15 protein-coding genes and 2 pseudogenes are annotated in these 22,804 nt (G+C 71.1%); 12 read left to right on the top strand and 5 right to left on the bottom strand.

Going from position 1 to position 22,804, the window contains the following annotated elements; all coding sequences use genetic code 11:
• Positions 1–43 precede the first annotated feature (43 nt).
• Positions 44–778, bottom strand: coding sequence for a translation initiation factor IF-2 (locus ACIQFU_RS09260; protein ID WP_402550238.1), 735 nt, complete (start codon positions 776–778; stop codon positions 44–46).
• Between the two features lie 232 nt (positions 779–1,010).
• Here ACIQFU_RS09260 and ACIQFU_RS09255 point away from each other — a divergent pair, with 232 nt between their 5' ends.
• Entirely contained in the window at positions 1,011–1,505 is a 495-nt protein-coding gene (locus ACIQFU_RS09255; protein WP_402550237.1) for a potassium channel family protein, read from the top strand.
• Positions 1,506–1,553: 48 nt separating this feature from the next.
• Here ACIQFU_RS09255 and ACIQFU_RS09250 read toward each other — a convergent pair whose 3' ends face one another.
• Complete coding sequence (locus ACIQFU_RS09250; protein ID WP_402550236.1) at positions 1,554–3,254, bottom strand: RICIN domain-containing protein; 1,701 nt, start codon at positions 3,252–3,254, stop codon at positions 1,554–1,556.
• A 289-nt stretch (positions 3,255–3,543) separates the two neighbouring features.
• Here ACIQFU_RS09250 and ACIQFU_RS09245 point away from each other — a divergent pair, with 289 nt between their 5' ends.
• From ACIQFU_RS09245 to ACIQFU_RS09225, 5 genes are all read left to right on the top strand, one after another.
• On the top strand, positions 3,544–4,575 hold the full coding sequence (locus ACIQFU_RS09245) for a LacI family DNA-binding transcriptional regulator (RefSeq protein WP_402550235.1): 1,032 nt from the start codon (positions 3,544–3,546) through the stop codon (positions 4,573–4,575).
• Between the two features lie 386 nt (positions 4,576–4,961).
• The gene (locus tag ACIQFU_RS09240; protein WP_402550234.1) at positions 4,962–6,056 is read left to right on the top strand and encodes an ABC transporter substrate-binding protein; all 1,095 of its coding nucleotides are present in this window, start codon (positions 4,962–4,964) and stop codon (positions 6,054–6,056) included.
• A gap of 67 nt (positions 6,057–6,123) precedes the next feature.
• Positions 6,124–7,683 carry a sugar ABC transporter ATP-binding protein gene (locus ACIQFU_RS09235; protein WP_402550233.1) on the top strand — a complete coding sequence of 520 codons (1,560 nt, stop codon included), beginning with the start codon at positions 6,124–6,126 and terminating at the stop codon, positions 7,681–7,683.
• Positions 7,676–8,638 (top strand): ABC transporter permease, encoded by a 963-nt coding sequence (locus tag ACIQFU_RS09230; protein ID WP_402550232.1) that lies wholly within the window; start codon positions 7,676–7,678, stop codon positions 8,636–8,638. The genes ACIQFU_RS09235 and ACIQFU_RS09230 overlap by 8 nt, the downstream gene beginning before the upstream one ends.
• Positions 8,635–9,669 carry an ABC transporter permease gene (locus tag ACIQFU_RS09225; RefSeq protein ID WP_402550231.1) on the top strand — a complete coding sequence of 345 codons (1,035 nt, stop codon included), beginning with the start codon at positions 8,635–8,637 and terminating at the stop codon, positions 9,667–9,669. The genes ACIQFU_RS09230 and ACIQFU_RS09225 overlap by 4 nt, the downstream gene beginning before the upstream one ends.
• Positions 9,670–10,183: 514 nt before the next feature.
• On the opposite strand, the gene ACIQFU_RS09220 is transcribed toward ACIQFU_RS09225, so the two are convergent.
• A complete protein-coding gene (locus ACIQFU_RS09220; protein ID WP_402550230.1) occupies positions 10,184–13,465 on the bottom strand; it encodes a LamG-like jellyroll fold domain-containing protein in 3,282 nt (1,093 codons plus the stop codon).
• Positions 13,466–14,005: 540 nt separating this feature from the next.
• Here ACIQFU_RS09220 and ACIQFU_RS09215 point away from each other — a divergent pair.
• From ACIQFU_RS09215 to ACIQFU_RS09195, 5 genes and pseudogenes are all read left to right on the top strand, one after another.
• A pseudogene (locus ACIQFU_RS09215) lies at positions 14,006–16,339 on the top strand (AbfB domain-containing protein); the annotation flags it as partial.
• 36 nt (positions 16,340–16,375) lie between these two features.
• On the top strand, positions 16,376–16,837 hold the full coding sequence (locus tag ACIQFU_RS09210) for an AbfB domain-containing protein (protein WP_402550535.1): 462 nt from the start codon (positions 16,376–16,378) through the stop codon (positions 16,835–16,837).
• 196 nt (positions 16,838–17,033) lie between these two features.
• Positions 17,034–17,870, top strand: a complete 837-nt coding sequence (locus tag ACIQFU_RS09205) for an MOSC domain-containing protein (RefSeq protein ID WP_402550534.1) — start codon at positions 17,034–17,036, stop codon at positions 17,868–17,870.
• A 210-nt stretch (positions 17,871–18,080) separates the two neighbouring features.
• Positions 18,081–18,773 (top strand): annotated as a pseudogene (locus tag ACIQFU_RS09200) (ATP-binding cassette domain-containing protein); the annotation flags it as partial.
• A gap of 194 nt (positions 18,774–18,967) precedes the next feature.
• The gene (locus ACIQFU_RS09195; RefSeq protein ID WP_402550229.1) at positions 18,968–19,240 is read left to right on the top strand and encodes a DUF4190 domain-containing protein; all 273 of its coding nucleotides are present in this window, start codon (positions 18,968–18,970) and stop codon (positions 19,238–19,240) included.
• A 17-nt stretch (positions 19,241–19,257) separates the two neighbouring features.
• On the opposite strand, the gene ACIQFU_RS09190 is transcribed toward ACIQFU_RS09195, so the two are convergent.
• On the bottom strand, positions 19,258–19,950 hold the full coding sequence (locus ACIQFU_RS09190) for a response regulator (protein WP_402550228.1): 693 nt from the start codon (positions 19,948–19,950) through the stop codon (positions 19,258–19,260).
• On the bottom strand, positions 19,951–21,144 hold the full coding sequence (locus ACIQFU_RS09185; RefSeq protein WP_402550227.1) for a sensor histidine kinase: 1,194 nt from the start codon (positions 21,142–21,144) through the stop codon (positions 19,951–19,953).
• Positions 21,145–21,331: 187 nt separating this feature from the next.
• Here ACIQFU_RS09185 and ACIQFU_RS09180 point away from each other — a divergent pair, with 187 nt between their 5' ends.
• A complete protein-coding gene (locus ACIQFU_RS09180; RefSeq protein WP_402550226.1) occupies positions 21,332–22,801 on the top strand; it encodes an alpha/beta hydrolase in 1,470 nt (489 codons plus the stop codon).
• Positions 22,802–22,804 lie beyond the last annotated feature (3 nt).

Below are 22,804 nucleotides of genomic sequence, written 5' to 3'. Positions count from 1 at the left end.
TCACGCTTCTCCCTCACGGTTCGTCAAGTGGTCCCCGGCTCTCTCAGTGCGGCGGCGGTACCGGGTCGAGGGCGTTGGCGACGGTACAGCCGCCCTCCCCGGGCATCCGCTGGATACGGGGCGGCACCCACACCTCGGTGGCACCGGGTCCGACGCGGGCCAGCAGGCAGTCCTGCGGGTCGAAGTGATTGCCCTCGACCGAAAGGAGGACGCCGACCCGGCCGCCCTCCGCCGTCACTTCGGTACGTATGGCCGGGTCGAGGTCGAGCGCGGCGAGCGCACGGCGCACCTCGGCCTCGTTCACCCGGCCACCCGGCGGGACCCTCGGGAGTTTCGCCCGTAGCTCCTCGCCGGGCAGCCGCGGCGGCTCGGGAGGCGGGGCGAAGGTCGGCGCCGGACCGTCCGGGCAGTCCGCGTCATCGGGTTCCTCACGCCACCGCGACTCGGGGGACACCCGCAGCGTGAAACAGCGCCGCACGATGATCTCCTCGACGTCGAACCATCCGTTGTACGCCGAGCCGGACGTACGGACGACCACGTCGACGCCGTTCCCCTCGTGGGTGGAAGTGCCCGTCACCCGCAGCACCTTCACCCCGTCGATGCGGGAGGCGGCGAGCCCGACCTCCCGCGCGGTGCGGGGGCGCTGACCGTACAACTGCTCGCCCGCCTTCCTGGCGGCCTTTCGGGCGGCGTCCGTCGCCTCGCCCTGTGAGGACTGGACCGACCCGCAGCCGGCGGTGAACAGCAACAACGAAGTGAGGAGCAGTATTCGGCGCATGCGTCCACCTTTCCGGCGTCCCCCGCGGCGGGCCTCCGCTCGCACACTCGGTTGGGCTCAGGTGATCGTACTCATCCCGGGAGCCTCTGCGTCCGGGCGCGACACCGGTCTCGACCGTGTGCCCGCCACGAGCCGCCGGGTCCGGCGCCCGCGTACCCCTGTTCGGGTGGGTTCGGCTCGCCCCGGCGCGTTGCCGCGTCGCTGTTCCGGCCGGTGGCGGAGCATGCCACGCATGCTGTCCGATCTCCTGGCCAGACTGGCCGAACTGCTGCTCGGACGCCGGGGCGGGGCGCTGCACGTCAAGGCCGCCGGTGCCGCGACGGTCGTCCTGGTGATCGTGGTCCTCGTGGGTTCCTACCTCGCCGTCCTCGCCGAGCACGGCGCACCGGGGGCACAGCTGACCACCTATCCGCGCGCCCTGTGGTGGTCCGTGGAGACCGCGACGACCGTCGGCTACGGCGACCTGTATCCCGTGACCTTCTGGGGACGGATCGTGGCCGTGGTGGTGATGGTCGCCGGGATCACCGCCTTCGGCCTGGTCACCGCCGCGCTGGCCACCTGGTTCGTCGGAAAGGAACAGGAACGCCGGGGACACTTGGTGCGCCACACCGAGGAGGCCGCTCAGCAGGCGTACGCGGAGGCGAGCCGAGCGCTGCACGAGCGGTTCGACCGGTTGGAGCGGATGCTCGACGACAACCGCGGGGGACCGGCGCACGAACGGCGTTAGCAGCCGCACGAGTTGCCGTCGGCGGCCCCCCGCCGGGAGCCGTCGGCGTCAGACGCGCTCCAGCCGCCAGAGCTGTGGTTGCAGCCCGTTGCAGGTCCACTGCTGGACGTTGGCGCCCGGTTCCCGCGAACCCTGCGAGACGTCCAGGCACTGGCCGCTGGAGCGGGCGACCAGCCGGTAGTAGCCCCGGCCCGCGTTCTCCAGCCGCCAGTCCTGCGCGGCCAGCCCGTTGCAGTACCACTGCCGGACGTTCGCCCCCGGCGTGGGCGACCCGTTCTCCACGTCCAGGCAGTGGCCGCTGTTTCGCCCGGTCAGCGTGAAGTGGCCGTCGGCGCCGTGGGCGCGCACCGTCCAGCTCTGCGGACCGAGGCCGTTGCAGGTCCACTGCTGGACGTTGCCCCCGGCCTCCCGCGCGTCGGCCGCCACGTCGAGACAGTGTCCGCTGCCCGCGTTGACCAGCCGGTACAGGGCGCCGTCGGCGACCCCGGCCGCGTCCCCGGTGCCGGTGACGCTTCCGGTGGCGAAGTACGGCTTGCACACCGAGCCGTCCCAGTCGGTGGCGATCTCCAGCACCCGGCGACCGTCCGCGGACGGCAGCAGGGGCGAGCTGTAGTTCTGGCAGTAGTTCACCTCGGGCGCCGGCACGGCGACCGGCGCCTCGACCTCGTACCACGGCCCGCTGCCGTTCTCCGTGTTGGCGAGGATCGTGCGGCCGCTCTCGGCGGCGGGTGTGCCGTCCCTGTTCAGGAGCCGCTGGCCGATCAGCAGCAGCCGCCCGTTCGGCGCGCCGTCCGGTGACGGTGCCCAGGCGACGGTCGGTGCCGCGCGGAAGTACTTGCCGTCCACGGTCTCCGGCCGGTACCCGAGGAAGGCGGGGTCTCCCCAGTTCCAGCCGTCGACGGAAGTCCGGAAGTGCACCACGCACTGGTACTGGCCACCCGGATTGCAGATCTCGTAGCTCATGAAGTAGCTGCCGTTCGGCAGTTCGCGGACCACCGGCATCCCGGGCCGGTCCTCGGACCAGCCGCTCGCCACGGTGTCGTGGTGGTCCTGCCAGTGGACGCCGTCGTAGCTGCGCGCGGCGACCAGCTTCTGGCTGTGTCCGGGGTCGGTCTCGTCGGAGTAGTGGCAGACCAGCGCGCCGTCCGCGGCCACGGAGAACTCCGGTTCCCACAGCCCGCCGGTGCCGCCGGCGACGGCGCACGAGGACAGATAGGACCAGGTGCGTCCCACGTCGTCACTCCGCCAGATCCTGAGCGCCATGCGGCGGTTCTGTTCGTCCTGGCCGGCGGACGAGGCCCACAGCAGTGTGCCCGCCCGCAGCCCGCCCACCTGCCGGGGCAGCTCGAACAGCGTGGTGCAGCACAGGCCTTGGCCCGCCGCGGACTCGGGATCGACGACCCGGCCGACCTCGCGGAAGCTCGCACCCGCGTCGGTGCTCTCGTGGACGGCGCCGACGCCGTTGTCGCCGTCGAAGGTGACGACACTGGCGAGGACACGCCCGTTGGCCGTGCCGTTGTGGGCGAGCCGCACGGCACGGGGGTAAAGACCCGTGCCGTCGCGCAACGGCGTCCCGGTGGCCGCGGCGGCGGTGGTGGTGTCCGCCGCGACGGGCGTCGGGGAGACGGGGAGCGAGGGGACGCCGGCCGTGGCCGGAACGGCCAGTGCCAGGCTGAGGACGCCGGCCGAACCGTACAGCGCGAGCCGTGCGCGGGTGCGTCGGAGGAGGTGGTACAGGCGGAGGATCACGGTGGTCTTCCTTCCTGCGAGGAGGAAATCCGCGCCAGGGTAGAGGCGCATGTACATCGATGTAAACAGGGCGGACGAGCATGGCCGCGTACCGTGTCGTCCCCGGCCCCGCGTCCGGTCGGGCGAATACCGGCGCGGCGGAGAGGGGAGTCCGACCACGCCTTGTCAGCGCGACGACAACGGATGTATAACGTTGCAAAACCAGCGCACGGGCTCGGCGCACGGCTCAGGGTGACGACACCGGACCCGCACCGACCACCCGAGTCGGCAGCTCAGGGAAGGGAACACCGTGCGGGTCAGCCTCAAGGACGTCGCCGCGCACGCGGGGGTCTCCATCAAGACCGTCTCCAACGTGGTGAACAACTTCCAGCACGTCACCCCCGCCATGCGCGAACGCGTCCAGCGCTCCATCGACGAACTCGGCTACCGTCCCAATCTGACGGCCCGTCACCTGCGGGCGGGACGTACGGGCATCATCGCGCTCGCCCTGCCCGAACTGGGCAACCCCTACTTCGCGGAACTGGCCGCGGCCGTCATCGACACCGCGGCCGAGCACGACTACACCGTGCTCCTGGACCACACGGGCGGGCGACGCGAGCAGGAGCTGCTGGTCAGTCAGGGTTTCCGGGCACGGGTCATCGACGGGCTGATCCTTAGCCCCATCGAGCTGGAGACCGAGGACCTGCGCGATCGCTCCGGCAACGTGCCACTGGTGCTGCTCGGTGAGCGGGACTACGACCTGCCCTACGACCACATCGCCATCGACAACGTCGCCGCCGCCCGCGCCGCCGTCGCGCACCTGGTCGGTCTGGGGCGCCGGGAGGTGGCGTTCATCGGCGCGCGGCGCGGGAGCAACCAGCCGGCCCAACTCCGCGTACGCGGCTGGCGCGAGGAACTGGCCGCCGCCGGACTCCCCGTCGACGAGGGGCTCGTCGCCGCCACCGACGGCTGGGGGCATGCGGACGGTGCGGCGGCCATGACCCGCCTCCTCGACGAGGGAAGGCGCCCCGACGCGGTCTTCGCCTTCAACGACCCCATGGCCATCGGCGCGATGCGGGTGCTGCACGCGCGGGGCCTGCGGGTGCCGGAGGACATCGCGGTGGTCGGTTTCGACGACGTGGTCGAGGGACGGTTCGGAGCCGTGTCCCTCACCTCCGTCTCCCCGGACAAGGCGGCCATCGGCCGGCTCGCGGTGGAGTCGGTCCTCGCCCGGCTCGGGGGCGCCGCTCCCGAACCCCGGCGCATCTGGGCGGACTACCAGCTTGTCGAACGGGAGAGCACGCTGGGGCGCCGTGACGAGGGAGGGAGCGCGAGCGGCTGACATCGGATCGCTCGTCCCCGGGAACAGGAACCACCGGCCGCAGGTCATGGGGCAGAGGGCGACCGGGGACGGGCAGCCTGACAGCGTTGTCAGACCGCAGGTGCCTCAGTTTCCACGCAGTCTCGCCCTTGCGTCAAGAGGTGTGCACCGCCCGGGAGTCGAGGGTGTCACGTGCGGCCGCGAGAACTTCCCACGAGTCGGATCGCCGCGGGCGCCGGGTTCCCCCGCGTCTCCTGCGCGAGGGGTTTACAGGTTCCTTGCAACGATGTAAAACCCTCTTGCGGCGCATCGGACACAGTGCCTGTGCCGAGGGGGGTCGGCCGGTTCTGCTCGTCGTTCGGTTCCCCAATTCCCTTTCAGCGTTCGCCCGGATCGGGGTCACCACCATGCAGCGCACCACTTCCCGCCGTCCTCTCCTCGCCCGCCCCGTGGTCGTGGCCCTCGCCGCCGCGGTGGCTCTGACCGCGACCGCCTGCGCCAAGACGGAGGACGACTCCTCGGACAGCAAGCAGTCCGAGACGGCCGCCGGCGCCGAGCAGAAGGTCGTCACCCCGAAGCCCGGCAGCAAGACCTGCACCATCGACGCCTACGGCGCCGAGAAGATGGACCTCAAGAACGCCACCGTCGGCTTCTCCCAGTCGGAGAAGGAGGCCAACCCGTTCCGCATCGCCGAGACCCAGTCCATCAAGGACGAGGCGAAGAAGCGGGGCGTCAAGCTGCTGACGGCCAACGCCCAGTCGCAGTTCTCCAAGCAGATCAGCGACGTGCAGAACCTGCTTGCCAAGGGCGCCGACCTCCTGGTGATCGCCCCGCTCAACTCCGACGGCTGGGACCCGGTACTGCAGGCGGCCGCCGCCAAGAAGGTGCCGATCATCACGATCGACCGCAAGATCAACGCGGAGCCGTGCAAGGACTACGTCTCCTTCATCGCCTCCGACTTCGTCGAGCAGGGCCGCCGCGCCGCCGACCAGATGATCGAGGCGACGGGCGGCAAGGGCGAGGTCGCCATCCTGCTCGGCTCGGCCGGAAACAACGTCACCACCGAGCGGACCAAGGGCTTCAAGGAGCGGATCGCCGAGAAGGCCCCGGACCTGAAGGTCGTCTTCGAGCAGACCGGCGACTTCTCCCGCGAGAAGGGCCAGCAGGTCACCGAGCAGCTCGTCCAGTCCAAGCCGGGCATCAAGGGGATCTACGCCGAGAACGACGAGATGGGCCTCGGCGCGGTGACCGCCCTCAAGGGCGCGGGCAAGAAGGCCGGCGACGTCAAGATCGTCACGGTGGACGGCACGCGCAACGCCGTGCAGGGCGTCGTGGACGGCTGGATCAGCGGCGTCATCGAGTCCAACCCGCGGTTCGGACCGCTGGCGTTCCAGACGCTGGACACCTTCACCAAGGGCGAGGAAGTCCCCCAGGACATCATCATCGAGGACGGCGCCTACAACGCCGACAACGCCAAGCAGGACATCGGCAAGGCCTTCTGACCCTCCTCCGGGGCCCGGACCGTCCGGGCCCCGGCCCCCTTTCGCGACTTCCTTCCTGGAGGCACAGGTGGCACCCCCCGCCGAAGTCCTCGCCGTCCGTGGACTCAGCAAGACCTTCCCCGGCGTCCGGGCCCTGGACGACGTGGACCTCACCCTGCACCCCGGCGAGGTGCACGCACTCATCGGCGAGAACGGCGCCGGCAAGTCGACCCTCATCAAGCTCCTCACCGGCGTCTACCGGCCCGACGCCGGTGACATCACCTTCCAGGGCCGCAAGGTCTCCTTCGCCACTCCGCTGGAGGCGCAGAAGGCCGGCATCTCGACCATCTACCAAGAGGTCAACCTCATCCCGCTGCTGAGCGTGGCCCGCAACCTCTTCCTGGGCCGTGAGCCGCGCAACCGCTTCGGCATCCTGGACGTGGCCCGCATGAACCGCGAGGCCGAGGAAGTACTCAGCACGTACGGCGTCCGCGTGGACGTGCGGCAGTCGCTGCGCACCCTCGGCGTCGGCGCCCAGCAGATGGTCGCCCTGGCCCGCGCCGTGGCGACGGACGCCCGCATCGTCATCATGGACGAACCGACCTCGTCGCTCGAACCGCGCGAGGTGGAGACCCTGTTCTCGGTGATCCGGCGTCTGCGCGACGCGGGCATCGCCGTCGTGTACGTCAGCCACCGCCTGGACGAGCTCTACGCCATGTGCAGCACCGTCACCGTGCTGCGCGACGGACGCCGCGTCCACCACGGCCGGCTGGCCGACCTGGACCGGCTCGCCCTGGTGTCCACCATGCTCGGCCGGGACCTGGGCGACGTCCGCGAGGAGGGGGCGACGAAGTTCTCCGGCGACCACCAGGCCGCCGACACCCGGCCCGTCCTGACGGCCGAGGGCCTGACCGTCCCGCACAAGCTGCACGACGTCTCCGTGAGTATCCGGCCGGGGGAGGTCGTCGGCCTGGGCGGCCTGCTCGGCTCGGGACGCACCGAGACGGCGAAGGTCATCTCCGGCGCCCTCGCCAGGAGTTCGGGCGAGATCACGGTGGCCGGCGCGCCGCTGCGCGGCGGTTCCACCCCGGCGGCCATCCGCGCGGGGATCAGCCTCCTGCCCGAGGACCGCAAGAGCGAGGGCATCGTTCCGGGGCTGTCGGTCCGCGAGAACATCGCGCTCGCGGCGCTGCCCCGCCTCTCCCGCTTCGGCCTGGTCTCCGATGCCCGTGTCGACAGCATCGTGGACACCTTCGTCAAGCGGCTGCGCATCAAGGCGTCCTCCCCGCACCAGAAGGTCGGCGAACTGTCCGGCGGCAACCAGCAGAAAGTGCTCCTCGCCCGCTGGCTGGCCATGAATCCCAAGGTGCTGCTCCTGGACGAGCCCACCCGCGGCATCGACGTCGGCGCCAAGGCCGAGGTCCAGAAACTCGTCGACGAACTGGCCGAGGACGGCCTGGGCGTCCTGCTCATCTCCTCCGACCTGGAGGAACTGATCGAAGGGTCCGACCGCGTGGTCGTACTGAAGGACGGTGCGGTCGTCGGCGAGCTGACCGGCGACGACGTCACCGAGGACAGGCTGATGCGCACCATCGCCGGCGGCGACCCGGTGCCCGACGCGGTGAAGGAGGCGGCGAGCGATGGCTGAAGCCACCCTTCGCACCCCGGCCCTGGACCGGGCCCGCGTCCTGCAGTGGCTGCAGACCTACGGCGTGTACGCCGGCGTGGCCCTGCTGCTGGTCGTCAACATCGTCATCACCCCGCACTTCATGTCCGCGGAGAACTTCCGCACCCAGGCCGTCCAGGTCGCGCCCGTCATCATCGTCGCGCTCGGCATGGCCCTGGTCATCGGCACCGAGGGCGTGGACCTGTCGGTCGGCGCGGTGATGGCCCTGGCCGCCTCGGTGACGGCCCTCTACCTCGGCTACGGGCTGCTGCCCGCCCTGCTGGTGGTGGCCCTGTTCGCCGCCGGTGTGGGGCTGGCCAACGGAGCGCTGGTCGCGTTCATCGGAGTCCAGCCCATCGTGGCCACACTGGCGCTCATGGTCGGCGGCCGTGGACTGGCCCTGGTCCTGCTCCCGCAGCTGGAGGACCTGCGCAATCCCGCGCTGGCCTCCCTCGGCTCCGGCGACGTCGTCGGCATCCCCTACCTGATCCTGATCGCCGCCGCGCTGGCGCTGCTGGTCGCCCTCGTGGTCCGCCGCACCACCTTCGGCCGCCAGCTCCTGGCCATCGGCGACAGCCGCCCCGCCGCACAGCTCGCCGGGCTGCCGGTGCGCCGCGTACTGATCATCGTGTACGTCGCGTGCGCGCTGCTGGCCGCGGTGGCGGGCGTGCTGGCCACCGCGCGCCTCCAGGCCAGCGACCCGACCTCGCTCGGCAACCTGATGGAACTGTCCGCCATCACCGCCGTAGTCGTCGGCGGCACCCCGCTGACCGGAGGCCGCGTCAACATCGCGGGCACCGTGGCGGGAGCGGTGCTCATCCAGTTGCTCACCGCCACCCTGATCAAGCACGATCTGCCGCCCTCGTGGACCCAGATCGCCCAGGCCATAGTGATCGTGTGCGCGGTCTACGCGGCACGGGGACGGGGTAAGCGATGACCGCCACCGGGACCAGGACGCCCGTGACCACCGCGAGCAACGAACCGACGGAGGCCACCGCACCGGTGGGGTCCGCCCGCTCCGAGCGGCTGAGCGCCCTGGTCCAGCAGCACGGCGCGCTGGCGGTGCTGGTGCTCGTCTCGATCGTCGCCTCCTTCAGCTTCGACTCGTTCGCCACCGGCGACAACGTCTCGAACATGGCGACCGGTTCGGCCTTCCTCGCGATCGTCGCGCTCGGCATGACCTTTGTCATCATCACCGGCGGCATCGACCTGTCCGTCGGGTCGCTGTTCGCCCTCGGTGGTGTCCTGGCGGCCTGGGGGTCCCGCCACGGGACCCTGGTGGCGCTGCTGCTGCCGCTGCTGGTCTGCGGCCTGATCGGCTTGGTCAACGGCCTGCTGGTCGCCCGCTCCCGCCTCGCCCCCTTCATCGTCACGCTGGCCGCCATGCTGGGCGCGCGCGGACTGATGCTCGCCATCACGGACGAGGGCGCCAACACGTACCTGATCGGCAAGGGCTCGTTCCTCGCCGAACTCGGCCAGGGCAGCACCCTGGGCGTGGGCAATCCCGTGTGGATCACGCTGGCGCTGTTCGTGGCCGGGGCGGTGGTCCTGCGCCGGACCCGTTTCGGGCAGCACGTGTACGCCGTGGGCGGCAACGAGGACGCCGCCGCGCTGATGGGCGCGCCGGTCGTCCGCACCAAGATCGTCGTCTACACCCTGTCCGGGGTGCTGGCGGGCCTGGCCGGCGCCCTCAACGCCGCCTGGCTCGCCTCCGGGGTGACCATCCTGGGCAACGGCATGGAGCTGGACGCCATCTCCGCCGTCGTCATCGGCGGCACCCTGCTCACCGGCGGACTCGGCTACGTCAGCGGTTCACTGGTCGGTGTCCTGCTCCTGAAGGTCATCCAGAACATCATCAACCAGATCGGGTCCCTCGACTCCTCCTACCAACTGGTCGTCAGCGGCGCCTTCCTGGCCCTCGTCGTGATCGCCCAGACCTGGCTGGGACGCAGACGGCAACTGATGTGACGGCCCCGGACGCGGCAGCCGTGCCCGGCTCGGGCCCCGGCTGCCCGTCACGGGCCGGTCAACCGGCGCCCGCGGACTCCGCGGGCGCCGCTGTGCTGTCGCGCACCACCAGTTGAGTGGCCAGTTCGACACGGGGCAGGTTCACGTCCTCGCACCGGCTCTGCGCGAACGCAGGTTGAGGGGCCGTTGAACTCGCCGAACCTCACCGCCCCGTCGGGCACGGCGAGGACGTCATCACCGCCGTCACCCACACCGACCGCGACTTCCGCTACGGCTGGGACGGCGTCGACGACGGGAGCTTCGACTTCCCGCCGAACTCCACCTGGTTCGCCGACGGCCGCCTGTCCCGCTACACCGACGCCCGCACGGCGTTCTGCCGGGGCCTGGCGGAGCACGGCTTCACCAGCGGATGCCGGGCCTGACCCGCACGACGAAAGGCGGCCCCGGCGGAAGGCTCCTCGCCTCCCGCCGGGACCGCCCGGTCCTGCCGGTGTCCTCGGTGCCGCGTCGCCGGTTACGGCTTCTCGGCCTCGTACAGGGCACTCACCTCCTCGCCGGTCAGCGCCTTGTCGTAGGCGTGGACCTCGTCGACGGAACCGTTCCAGAAGTCGGTGGCCGAGCCTTCCCACTGGGCGCGGCCCACTGCCAGGCCCCCGGTGCTCTGGTAGGCCGGGCCGGCGGTGGCGGTCGCCGCCGGCTCGCCGTCGACGTACAGCCGTATCTCGTTGCTCGCGGCGTCCTTGACTCCGACCAGGTGGTACCAGCGGCCCGTCTCGGGGGTGGTCTCCAGCCGGGCCCGGTTCTCACCGGGGGTGCTGAAGGCGAAGGCGCCGTGACCGTACTGGAGGTAGAACGGGCTGGCCTGGCGCCGGGTGTCCTGGCTGACCGCGGTCGCGTAGTTGCCGGGCAGCGCGTCGAGCGTCACCCAGGCGGAGACCGAGTAGCTGCCGGTGGTGTCGAGCACCGGTCCGGCGGTCTCGGCGGACTGGCCCTGACCGTCGAACTTGAGCGCGCTGCCGCTGACCCCGCGGGTCCAGGTGGTGCCGCCGGTGAGGGCCAGGGGCTTCGCGTTCGGGCCCGAGTCCTTCGCGGTGGTGCCGGCACCCTCGTCGAGGGACCAGGAGCCGCCGCCCTTCAAAGTGCCCTTCCGGCCGGCCGCGGCACCGGCCGCGATGACCTTGCGGTTGATCTCGCGCACGGGGGCCGGGTCGACCTTGATGTCCCGGCGGTCGTACGTGTAGAGGCCGTTGAGTTCGTTCTCCAGGTCGGTGATCTGGGTGTACACCGACCCGGACAGCTCGGCGCCGGCCTGGTCGAGGTAGTACTTCTCGGTGTTCTCGACGTACTTGCGGGTCAGCGCCGCCTTGTCGGCGACACCGCTGTAGATCACGGTCGGCGCGCCCGGCCACATGTGTCCGGGGGTGCGCAGGGTGAAGCCGCCGTGCTCACCGTCCATCGCCGCCCGCTGCTCGTCCGGCCAGGCCGGGTCGGTGTTGTTGTAGTCGTGGTGGTCGACGATGTCGCCCTTGCCGGAGTCGCCCTTCGAGTTGCAGCAGTTCACGCCGCTGTGGGCGTTGACGACGCGGGACGGGTCGGCGGCCTTGACCGACTCGGTGATCCTGCCGGTCTCCTCACGGTTCCACTCGCCCCAGCCCTCGTTGAAGACGATCCAGCCGATCACCGAGGGGGAGTTGTGGTGCTGGCGCATCATCTCCATGCCCTGGTCGACGAAGGCCTTCTGACCGGAGGTGTTGGTGATGTTGCCGGAGACGAAGTCCTGCCAGACCAGCAGTCCCAGCTGGTCCGCGTGGTAGAACCAGCGGTCGGGCTCGGTCTTGATGTGCTTGCGCACCGCGTTGAAGCCCAGCTCCTTGTGCGCCTTCAGGTCGAAGGCGAGGGCGTCGTCACTCGGTGCGGTGTACAGACCGTCGGGCCAGAAGCCCTGGTCGAGCGTGGCCAGCGAGAAGACCGGCTTGCCGTTCAGCACGAGCTTCTGATAGCCGCCGACGTTCTCGACGCCGATCTCGCGCATGCCGAAGTAGCTGCCGACCTTGTCCGTCGACCGGCCGTCGGTGAGCTTGACGTCCAGGTCGTACAGGTACGGGTCGTCCGGGCTCCACAGGTGCTGCTTCGCCACCGGCAGCCGCAGCTCCTTGTTGGCAGGGCCGCTGACCTTGCCGACGACCTTGCCGTGCTTGTCGCGGGCGACGGCCTCGACGCGCGCCCCGGCGGACGCCTTGCGCGACTGCACGTTCACCGCGAGGGTCGAGGTGTCGATGTCGGGCGTGGTGACGACGTTGTCGATGGCCGCCCTGGCGACGGGCTCCATCCACACCGTCTGCCAGATGCCCGAGCTCTGGGTGTAGAAGATGCCGCCCGGGTCGGTGGACTGCTTGCCCATCGGCTGGTCCGCGCCACCGGTGTCGGTGACCGCGACGACGACCTCCTGCCGGCCCCTGCCCTTCAGAGCGTCCGTGATGTCGGCGCTGAACGCGTTGTAGCCGCCGGTGTGTTCGGCGACCTTGGCGCCGTTGACGTACACCGTGGCCTGGTAGTCGACCGCGCCGAAGTTGAGCTTCAGCCGGTTGTCCCGGTCGCTCTTTCCGACCTGCCAGTTCTTGGGTACGTCGATGAGCCTGCGGTAGAACATGTGGTCCTCGTGGCGTTCCAGACCGGAGAGCTGGGACTCCACGGGGAACGGCACGATGATCTTCTCGTCCAGGTTCTTGCCGAACACGGGCCGCTCACCCGCGTCGGCGCCGCTGAACTGCCAGGGACCGTTGAGGTTCTGCCACTGCGAGCGGACCTGCTGCGGGCGCGGGTACTCCGGCAGCGGGTGCTTCTCGTTCAGCTTGTCGCCCCACTTGGTGGTGAGGCGGTGCGTGGAGTCGTTCTGCGCCCAGCGGACGATCTTCGGGACGCTGTCGCCGCCGGAGGTCAGGTTGCCGGCACCGTCGTAGGTGAGCTTGACCTGCTGGTTCTGCTGGATCGGCTCGGCGAGCGTGATCAGCAGGGAGTTGCGGTCGCCGTGGGCGGTGGAGACCGACTTGACCGGCATCGGCGTCGTGTCGGACTCGACCGCCAGGTGCTTGGCCAGCGCCTTCGGGTCACCGCCGACCCGGCCCTCGAAGCGGGCCCGCACCTGCCGCCCGTCCTTGCCGACCGACGGCTCCACCGGGTAGACCTCGAAGCCGTCCGGCGGGGTGAACGCCGACTGCGGCACGATCTGCTTCGCCAGCGTCGGCGTCGACCAGCGCAGGAACATGTTGGCGCCGCCGGTGTCCTGGAACATCTCCAGACGGAAGTCGTGCCGCTCACCGGCCGTCAGATGGACCGGCGCGCTCGTCTGCTCGTTGTCCCAGTCCCCCTCCCAGTGGTCGATGACCGCTTCGCCGTCGACGAAGAGCCGGAAGCCGTTGTCGCCGGAGGCGTAGAACGTGTAGTCACCGGTGGCGGGAGCCTCGATCCTGCCCGTCCAGCGGGCGGTGGTGTGCTCCGTCCTCCCGGTCAGCTCCTGGAAGGTGCTGGTCAGTCCGGAGAAGTTGATCTGCGGGTCGAGCAGGGTGCCGCCGAGCTCGGCGAAGTCCCTCGCGCCCGGCGCCGACATGCTGAAGTACTCGCCCTTCAGGCCGTTCACCTCGACGGCGGCCCGGTCGCTGGACGAGGCGGAGGGCGTGCTCGCGGCCGGTTCCGCGGCCGACGCGACGGATGTCAGGGCACTGGTGGGCAGGACCAGGGCCGCCGCCGTCAGCAGTGCCCACACTCTGGTCTGGGGGCGGGTGCGTTGTCTTGTCATCGAACCTTCTCGCACAGGGGGACTGGACCGGGACCGCTGGAGGAGGACATCGGCATTGGCCGAACCACCCCCGCACGAACGGGAGTCGGAGGTTCGGCAGGCCGGGAGGAGCTCTCCTTCCAACGTTGGAAATCCCGCGACAAGCCGAATGACAGCACGCTCCCCGACGACTGTCCAGACCTCGCGCACGCGTCGGTGTCCGCGATCCGTCGCCCGAGCCGGGTCTGTGCGGATGTGAGGAGGCTCGCTGCTCTCCGGCGAGAGGGCGGTGAGTGATGAGGGATCAAGTGCCCTATGAGCGCCAAATCTTGGGGGTTCCTGAGTGATTCCGTTCGAGTCTGTTCCGTGCTAGGTTCCCCGCACCTCGGCCGCCTTCGCGTCTTCCAGCCGGGGTGCGGGGCGCCCTGCCCGCGTTCGTGCCGCTCGTCCGACCGCGTCGGAAGCCCGTACACCGCACCGCCCTGGCCCGCCCGTCGCGACGGCCGGCGATTCGCTGCGGCACACCGGCCTCCACGCGCCGTCCTGCCCTGGAGGACCTCGATGCGACGCATCATCGCCTGTCTGGCGGTCCTGTTGGCGATGGCCGGAGGCCTGCTGGTCACCGGAACCACCGCCGCCGTGGCCGCCGTCACGCCCAAAGCACCACCACTGACCACCCCCTGGACCGGCCAGGTCTCCACGACCAGCCCGCTGCCCGAATACCCGCGGCCCCAGATGACGCGGCCCGACTGGCAGTCCCTCAACGGCGAGTGGGAGTTCCTCAACCCGCCCACCGACGGCGCGGGCAACGTCGACCGCGACGCCGCGCCGCCCGTCGGCCAGACCCTGCCCGAGCGCATCCTCGTCCCGTACCCCGTCGAGTCGGCGCTCTCCGGCATCATGCGCAACGACAACCGCGACCTGATGTTCTACAAGCGGTCCTTCACCGTCCCGCAGAACTGGAACGGCAGACGCGTCCAACTCCACTTCGGCGCCGTCGACTACGAGGCCACCGTCTGGGTCAACGGCACCCGGGTCACCACTCACAAGGGCGGCTACGACCGCTTCGAGGCCGACATCACCCCGCAGCTGAGGAGCGGTGCCAACGAGCTGATCGTGCGCGTGTACGACCCGACCGACGGCCGGGGCGAGAAGCAGCCGGTCGGCAAGCAGACCAACAATCCGAGCGGCATCTTCTACACGCCGACCTCCGGCATCTGGCAGTCCGTCTGGATGGAGCCCACGCCGGCGTCGTCGATCTACTCCGTCGACATCCGGCCGAGCCTCTCGGACAACACCGCCCGGGTCCGGGTCTTCACCCGCGGCAACGCCGACGGCCACACCGTCCTGGCCGAGGCCATCAACGGCTCGACCGTCGTGGGCCGCTCCACCGGCGGCTTCACCGAGTTCTCCGTGCCCGTCCCGGACGCCCGCCGCTGGTCACCGGACGACCCGTTCCTGTACGACCTGCGCGTCACCCTGCGCAACGCGTCCGGCACCGCGGTCGACACCGTGACCAGCTACTTCGGCATGCGCGAGATCGGCAAGAAGATGCTGAACGGGGTCATGCGGCCCACGCTGAACGGTGAGTTCGTCTTCCAGATCGGCACGCTCGACCAGGGCTTCTGGCCCGACGGCCTCTACACCGCCCCGACCGACGCCGCGCTCGCCTCGGACCTGGAGAAGCACAAGGACCTCGGCTTCAACATGGTGCGCAAGCACATCAAGGTCGAACCCGCCCGCTGGTACTACCACGCCGACCGGCTCGGACTGCTGGTGTGGCAGGACATCCCGTCCACCATCCCGTTCGACCACAACCGCACCGCCGCGCAGACCGCGCAGTTCGAGACCGAGGCCCACGAGATCATCGACGAGCACCGGTTCTCCCCGGCGGTCGTCACCTACGTGCCCTTCAACGAGGGCTGGGGCGAGTGGGACCTCGCCGCCACCCGGCGCGTCACCACCGACCTGGAGAACTACGACCCGAGCCGCCTGATGAACCCGCACAGCGGCTACAACTGCTGCGACTCACGGGGCGACCCGGGCACCGGCGACATCATCGACTGGCACGTCTACACCGGTCCCGACGCACCGCGTCCCTCGGACACCCGCGTCTCCGTCCTCGGCGAGTTCGGCGGCATCGGCCTGCGCAACCCCGGCCACGAGTACAGCCCCAACGGCCAGTTCTTCGCCTACGAACAGGTCTCCAGTCAGGCGCAGCTGAACGACCGCTACACCGGCATGGTCCGCGACGTACAGCAGCTCATGACCACCAAGGGCCTGTCCGCCTACGTCTACACGGAGATCACCGACGTCGAGGGCGAGTACAACGGCCTCTACACCTACGACCGACGCGTGCAGAAGGTCGACACCGACCGGCTCCGTCAGGCGCACGGCGCGCTGATCGCGGCCTCCCGCAACCTCAACGCCTCCCCGGCGCTCACCCCGGGCCACGTCCGGTCGTTCAGGGTGACCACGCCCGGACACACCGACCGCTATCTGCGGCACGCGAACTCCCTCGCCCGCACCGACGTCCTCACCGCCGCCTCCGGTGACGGCCCCCGCCAGGACGCCTCCTTCCGCACCGTCACCGGACTCGCCGACCCGCGCTGCCACTCGTTCGAGTCGGTCAACTTCCCCGGCCGCTACCTGCGCCACGCCGACAGCCGGGTGCGTGTCGACGCGGACACCGGCGGCTCGTTCGCCGCGGACGCGACCTGGTGCGGTCGGCCCGGCCTGGCCGCGGGCGGCACGTCGTTCGAGTCCAGGAACCACCCCGGCCAGTACCTCCGGCACTACGCCGACAACGTGTACCTCGCCCGCAGCGGCGGCCCGAACACCTGGGACACCGCCGCCTCCTTCGCCGCCGACGCCACCTGGAACGTCGGCGAGCCGGCCCTGTGGCGCAGCTCCGTCCAACTGCCCACCGACGTGCGCAAGTCACTGCGGGTCACCACCTGGGGCCACACCGACCGGTATCTGCGCCACTCCGACAGCCTCGGCTGGACCGAGATCGTCGGTGCGGGCAGCAGCGCCCTGCTCAAACAGGACGCCACGTACACGGTGCGGCGCGGGCTCGCCGACTCCTCGTGCTACTCGCTGGAGTCGGTGAACTACCCCGGGAGGTTCCTGCGGCACGCGGACAGCCGGGTACGCCTCGCGCCCGACGACGGCTCGGCACTGTTCCGGCAGGACGCGACGTTCTGCGCCCGGCCCGGACTCGGCGGCACGGGCGTGACCCTGGAGTCGATCAACATTCCGGGGTCCTACCTGCGCCACCACGCCTCCCAGGTGTACATCGCCTCCGGCAGCGGCACCGGCGACACGTACAACCGCCCCCAGACCCTCGCGGCCGACGCCAGTTGGTCCGTCGAGGCACCCTGGGCACCCTGAGGGCGCCGTGCCCGGCAGGTGATGCGCACCCGTCTCGCAGGCGCCGACGAGCGGCAGGCAGGAGGATGGGCGGCGACGGACAGCCCCGGTGTCCGTCTGTGTCACCGCACCTCGTCGACCCAAGGAGTCGTCCCGTGAGGCATCCCCGTTGAGCGCCCGTCCCGTTGCGCCCGAGCGCCTGCCACGGCCCGAGACCGTGCGCCGCTGCGCACCACGCATCGCGCGACTGGCCTACTACCCGGTCAAGGGCTGTGCTGCCGTCCACGCCACCACGGCGGCCGTAACACCGGCCGGGATCACGCACGACCGTGCGTTCCTCGTCGTCGACGGGAAAGGTGTGTACCGCACCCAGCGCCGCCATCCCCAACTGGCGCTGGTCGCACCGGAGATCAGCTCGGACGGTTCCAGCATGACGTTGCGCCACCCCGATCTGGAGCCACTCCACCTCCCCGTCGACCGGAGCGGCCCCCGCCGCCCCGTGGACCTGTTCGGCGAGCCGTTCCAGGGCATCGATCAGGGATCCGTCGTGGGGGAGTGGCTGTCGGAAGCGGTCGGTGAGACCAGCCGGCTGGTACGGGTGCCGCCGGACCATCGGCGGGTGACCGACGGACTCACACCCGGCACCTCGGGCTACGCCGACAGTAGCGCCGTACACATCCTGTCCAAGGCGTCCCTGGACCTGCTCAACGAGAGACTCCGGGCGGACGGACACCCCGCGGTCCCGATGGAGAGGTTCCGGCCGAACATCGTCGTCGACGGCTGGGAACAGCCCCACACCGAGGACCTCGTGCGGAGAGTGACGGTCGGAGGGAGCGAACTGGGATACGCGAAGCCGGCACTGCGGTGCGTGGTCACCACCGTTGACCAGCGCTCGGCGCACAGGACCGGGCCGGAGCCACTGCGCGCTCTGGCCCGCTATCGCCGGACCGAGGGCGGACTGGCCTTCGGTGCGAAGTTCGCCGTCGTACGACCGGGAGCCGTGTCGGTGGGCGACGCGGTGACGGTCACCCGGTGGGGAGCCTCCGAGATGTGAGCAGGCGAGCCGAGGGCACCCCAACAAGGCGAGACGTATCGTCTTGCGAAGTCGCCCGCCGTGGCGTACCGTCCCTCGCATGGGTTCCCTGTGAGGTCACCGGCGCCGACGGCGTGGAGCACCGCCCCGCCGTCGCCGCGCCTCGCCGTGCAGTCATCCACCCCCGATCCGGCCCGGGCCGAAACACGCCCGGCCAGGAGGGACCCGACCTTGCACACCTCACAACTCACCCTTCGCTCCGTCACCAAGCGCTACCCCGGCCGCACCGTCCTGGACCAGGTCTCCTTCACGCTCAAGCCGGGCGAGAAGGCCGGGCTGATCGGTGACAACGGCGCCGGCAAGTCCACCCTCCTCAGGATCGCCGCAGGCCGGGAGCGCCCCGACAGCGGTGAGGCGACCGTGACCGCCCCCGGCGGTGTCGGCTGTCTGCCGCAGGCCCTCCCCCTGCCCCCGACCGCCACCGTCCAGGACGCCGTCGACCTGGCCCTCGCGGACCTGCGCGCACTGGAGGCCGAGCTGCGCCGCGCCGAGCGGGCCCTCGGTGACGGTGGCGACCCGGCGGCGCTCGCCGCGTACGCCGTCCTCCTCGCGCGCTACGAGGCCCGGGACGGTTACGGCGCCGACCACCGGGTGGACATCGCGCTGTACCACCTCGGCATGCCAGGGCTCGGCCGTGAGCGCCGCCTCGGCACTCTCTCCGGAGGCGAGCGGTCCCGGCTCGCCCTGGCCGGGGTCCTCGCCGGCCGCCCGGAGGTGCTGCTCCTGGACGAGCCGACCAACCACCTGTTACCGGCGCTGGTCGAGGAGCTGGAGGAGGCGCTGACCGGGTACGCGGGGGCGATCGTGCTGGTCACACACGACCGCGCACTACGGGCACGGTTCCGGGGCCGGCATCTGGAACTGCCCGAAAGCGCCCCTGCGGGCGCGGCGCCGGCCACCACCCGCCGCGGGCCGGAGCACGGCCCACGGCCGTGAGGCGGCAACTCCTGTCATGAACCCCGGACTTGACGGGCCGCATGTATGAAACGACCCCGACGGGCAACTCGAAGGTCATCGAAGGAGAAACCCAACCGATCCACGAGAATCCGGGAGAAAACATGTCGACCTACAGCAGAACGGGAGCCCGGAAGGGCGGCAGGACCAGTGGACTGGCGATCGCCGGACTGGTCTGCGGCATCGTCGGTCTGTTCATCCTGCCGATCGTCCTGGGCCCGCTCGCGATCGTCTTCGGCGCCGTGGCGTTGCGTCAGACCGGCTCCACGATGGCCAAGTGGGCACTCGGTCTTGGTGTGGTCGACATCGTCCTCATGATCGTGACGTTCGCCGTCGCCGCCAACAACGGAGGCAGCTTCACCTGGCACATCGGCTGACGTCGACGCCCGCCACGTCAGCCTTCTCCCGTCGCGTCCCCCGCGTCCCGGACCAGGAGAGCGACCTGGACCCGGTTCTCGACCGCCAGTTTGGCGAACAGGCTGCCGGTGTGGGCCTTGACCGTGGCGACGGTGATGCGCAGCCGCTGGGCGATCTGCTGGTTGCCCAGTCCGTCCGCGATGGCCCGGGCGGTCTCCCGCTCCCGTTCGGTCAGCAGGGACAGCCGTTCGCGCGCGGCGCCGCGGGAGCGGTCACGGATGTGCGAGGAGCCCGGCCCCGTGGCCGCGGCGATCACCCGTGCCGTGGCCGCCGGGGACAGCACCGGGTTGCCGTCCGCGACGGTCCGCACCGCGTCGAGGATGCGTGAGGGCGGGGTGTCCTTGAGGACGAAGCCGAGCGCCCCGGCACGCAGCGCCCCGAGCACCAGGTCGTCGGAGTCGAAGGTGGTCAGCATCAGCACCCGTGGCGGGGCCGGCCGGGCGAGCAGTTCCCGGGCCGTGTCCAGACCGTCCCGGCCCGGCATCCGTACGTCCATCAGCACCACGTCGGGCCGCTGCTCGTCCACCACGGCGAGCGCGGCGTTCCCGTCGGCCGCCTCCGCCACGACGGTCAGGTCCGGTTCGCCGTCGATGACGAGCCGCAGCGCCATGCGCACCAGCTCCTCGTCGTCGACGACGACGATCCGTACGGGATTCTGTCGGCCTTCCATTCAGGCGCCCCTTTCGTGGCGGTGGGCCGGCCCGTCCGGCCAGGGCAGTCGTGCGGTGAGAAGGTACCCGCCGTCGGAGGTGGGCCGGTGGCCGAGTTCGCCGCCGGCGACGGCGACTCGTTCGCCGAGGCCCAGCAGCCCGAAGCCCGAGGCCGGTGGCCGTGCGGCACCTCGGGGAGCCGGTCCGTTGCGGACACCGACGTCGAGGGTCCCGCCCGCGGCCCCCTCGATGGTGACCCGCACGACCGCGCCCGGCGCGTGCTTGGCGGCATTGGTCAGCGCCTCCTGGACGATCCGGTAGCAGGTCCGCCCGACGCCGTCGGGCGGGGCGGCGGTCACGGTGCTGGTGAACCTGACGTCGAGACCCGAGGCGCGGGCGTCGGCCACCAGGTCCGGAACGCGGTCGAGGGAGGGCTGCGGGGGCTCCGGCCGCGCGGCGTCGGCGCGGAGCACGCCGAGGACCTCCCGCAGCTCTTCCAGTGCCTGGTGGGCCCCGTCGGCGATGCCGCGGACCAGGACGCGGTTCTCCTCGGCCGAGAGGTCGCCTCGGTGGTCGAGAACCCCGGCCTGCATGGCGACCAGGGAGATGCGGTGCGCGAGCACGTCGTGCATCTCGCGGGCGATCCGGTTGCGTTCCAGGGCCCGTGCCTGCGCCGCCCGCGCACTCTGCTCCCGTTCCGCGCTCTCCGCCCGTGCGCGCAGGGACCGTACTTCGACCCGCCGTGCCCCGACCGCCATGCCGGCGGCCACCGCGATCCCCGCGGTCAGCGCCGGCACCACGACCTGGACCCACCACAACGTCTCGGCCGAACCCTGCACCGGGTAGATCCAGTGGGCGAGCTGGGAGGCGGCCACATAGGCCACGACGACGGCCCCGATCTTCCCCGGACGGCGTCGGGTGGCGACCGAGCACAGCGCCAGCAGCGCGGCGCCCGTGGCGAGCGCGGACACACCGGACGCGACGGCGACCGTCAGAGCGACCGCGAGAGGCCACCGCCGCCGCCACCGGAGCACCGTCAGACAGGCCAGTGCCACCAGTGGATCGCCGACGAGGACCCAGTGGCCCGGCTCGCCGTACCGGCTCCGCATCAGCGCCAGGGTCGAGAGCCAGACAGGCACGCTCACCACCGCGGCCACCGTCAGCCGCCATGTGTGCTGCCACGCGCCGGTCCGCGGCGCATCGTCCGTGTTCACCGGGCCATTGTCGCCATGCCGTGCGAACGGCGGATCGGACCGGAGACGGATACGCCTTGGCCCCAGGTCGAACCGGCGCCTCTCCCACGGTCGTAGGCGCACCCGGTCCGCCGGGCCGATGTGCGGGCCACGCCGGACGAACAGACTCGGTCCCATGCCGGCCGAACCCCCCACTGGAGGACACCCCGTGCGCAGAAGTCTGTCCCTCGCCCTCACCGCCGCCGCGTTGGCGGTGACCACGCTGCCGGCCTCGGCGGTGCCGTCGGCGGCCACTACCCCACCGCCGCAGGGCACCCTGCGGTGGGGACCGTGCCCCGAGGGTGCCTCGGCGCCCCGCCTGCGGTGCTCGACCCTGGAAGTCCCGCTGGACTACCGCGATCCGGACGGCCGGCGGATAGAGATCGCCGTCTCCCGGCTGGCGAGCGCCGATCCGTCGCGGCGGCGCGGCGTCCTGCTGACCAACCCGGGCGGCCCGGGCGGCTCGGGCCTTGTCTACCCGGCCGTCCTCGCCGCGTCGGGGCTGCCCCAGAAGGTGCTGGACTCCTACGACATCATCGGCTTCGACCCGCGCGGCGTCGGCCGCAGTACGCCGGTCACCTGCGACCTGACGCAGGAGCAGCAGTGGCGCGGCAACTTCCCGCCGTACGCGCACACCGCGGCCGACGTCGCGCGGGAGGCCGGACCCGCCCGGAGGATCGCGGAGCAGTGCCGCGGTTCGCGGACGGCGTGGATGCTGCCGTACACGACCACCGCCAACACGGCACGCGACATGGACCGTATCCGGACGGCGCTGGGCGAGCGGCGGCTGTCGTACCTCGGTGCGTCCTACGGCAGTTACCTCGGCGCGGTGTACGCGACGCTGTTCCCGCGACGCGGCGACCGGATCGTGCTCGACAGCAACATGGGACCCGGCGGCTACGACGTCACGGCCATGCGGCTGTTCGCCCGGGGGATGGAGGACCGCTTCCCGGACTTCGCCGCGTTCGCCGCGGCGCACCCCGAATACGGTCTGGGCTCCACGCCGCAGCAGGTCACCGCCAAGTTCTTCGAACTCGCCGGGCGGCTGGACGCGAAACCGGTCCAGAACGTCGACGGGACCGCGTTCCGCGGCTACACCTTCGACCGTCTCTACGCCGACGGCTCCATGCCCCGGCTCGCCGAGTTCTGGCAGGCGGCCGACACCGGCGGGCCGCTGCCGCTTCCCGAGCCGCCCGCGGACCTGGAGAACCTCATGGCCGCGCGGTTCGCCGTGGTCTGCGGCGACTCGCGCTGGCCGGGTACGGTCCGGGAGTACCAGCGCAACGTCGCCGCGGACCGGCGCACGTATCCGATGCTGGGCGGCTCCACGGCGAGCATCAACCCCTGCGCGTTCTGGCCGCGGGAGCGGGCCGAACCGCCCGTGCGCATCACCGGCCGTGGCCCGTCGAACGTGCTGATGCTGCAGAACGGGCGCGACCCGGGCACGCCGCTGGCCGGTGCCCGGGAGCTGCGGCGGGCCTTCGGCGGGAGGGCCACGATGGTGACCGCCGACCAGGGCGGCCACGGTGTCTATCCGTACGGCCGCAACACCTGCGCCAAGGATGCGGCGACCAGGTTCCTCACCACCGGCGAACGTCCCGCGCGGGACCTCGCCTGCGCGGCGCGCCCCGGCGGCTGAGCG

Source organism: Streptomyces sp. NPDC093065, assembly GCF_044754585.1.
Taxonomy (GTDB): Bacteria; Actinomycetota; Actinomycetes; order Streptomycetales; family Streptomycetaceae; genus Streptomyces.
Note: the sequence above shows the minus strand (reverse complement) of the source record. Positions and strands in the feature narration are given on the sequence as shown.

Excerpts from the sequence above, each read along its gene's own strand:
- ACIQFU_RS09260 (WP_402550238.1), bottom strand. The coding sequence starts at position 778 with ATGCGCCGAATACTGCTCCTCACTTCGTTGTTGCTGTTCACCGCCGGC.
- ACIQFU_RS09255 (WP_402550237.1), top strand. The coding sequence starts at position 1,011 with ATGCTGTCCGATCTCCTGGCCAGACTGGCCGAACTGCTGCTCGGACGC.
- ACIQFU_RS09240 (WP_402550234.1), top strand. The coding sequence starts at position 4,962 with ATGCAGCGCACCACTTCCCGCCGTCCTCTCCTCGCCCGCCCCGTGGTC.
- ACIQFU_RS09230 (WP_402550232.1), top strand. The coding sequence starts at position 7,676 with ATGGCTGAAGCCACCCTTCGCACCCCGGCCCTGGACCGGGCCCGCGTC.
- ACIQFU_RS09225 (WP_402550231.1), top strand. The coding sequence starts at position 8,635 with ATGACCGCCACCGGGACCAGGACGCCCGTGACCACCGCGAGCAACGAA.
- ACIQFU_RS09220 (WP_402550230.1), bottom strand. The coding sequence starts at position 13,465 with ATGACAAGACAACGCACCCGCCCCCAGACCAGAGTGTGGGCACTGCTG.
- ACIQFU_RS09195 (WP_402550229.1), top strand. The coding sequence starts at position 18,968 with ATGTCGACCTACAGCAGAACGGGAGCCCGGAAGGGCGGCAGGACCAGT.
- ACIQFU_RS09190 (WP_402550228.1), bottom strand. The coding sequence starts at position 19,950 with ATGGAAGGCCGACAGAATCCCGTACGGATCGTCGTCGTCGACGACGAG.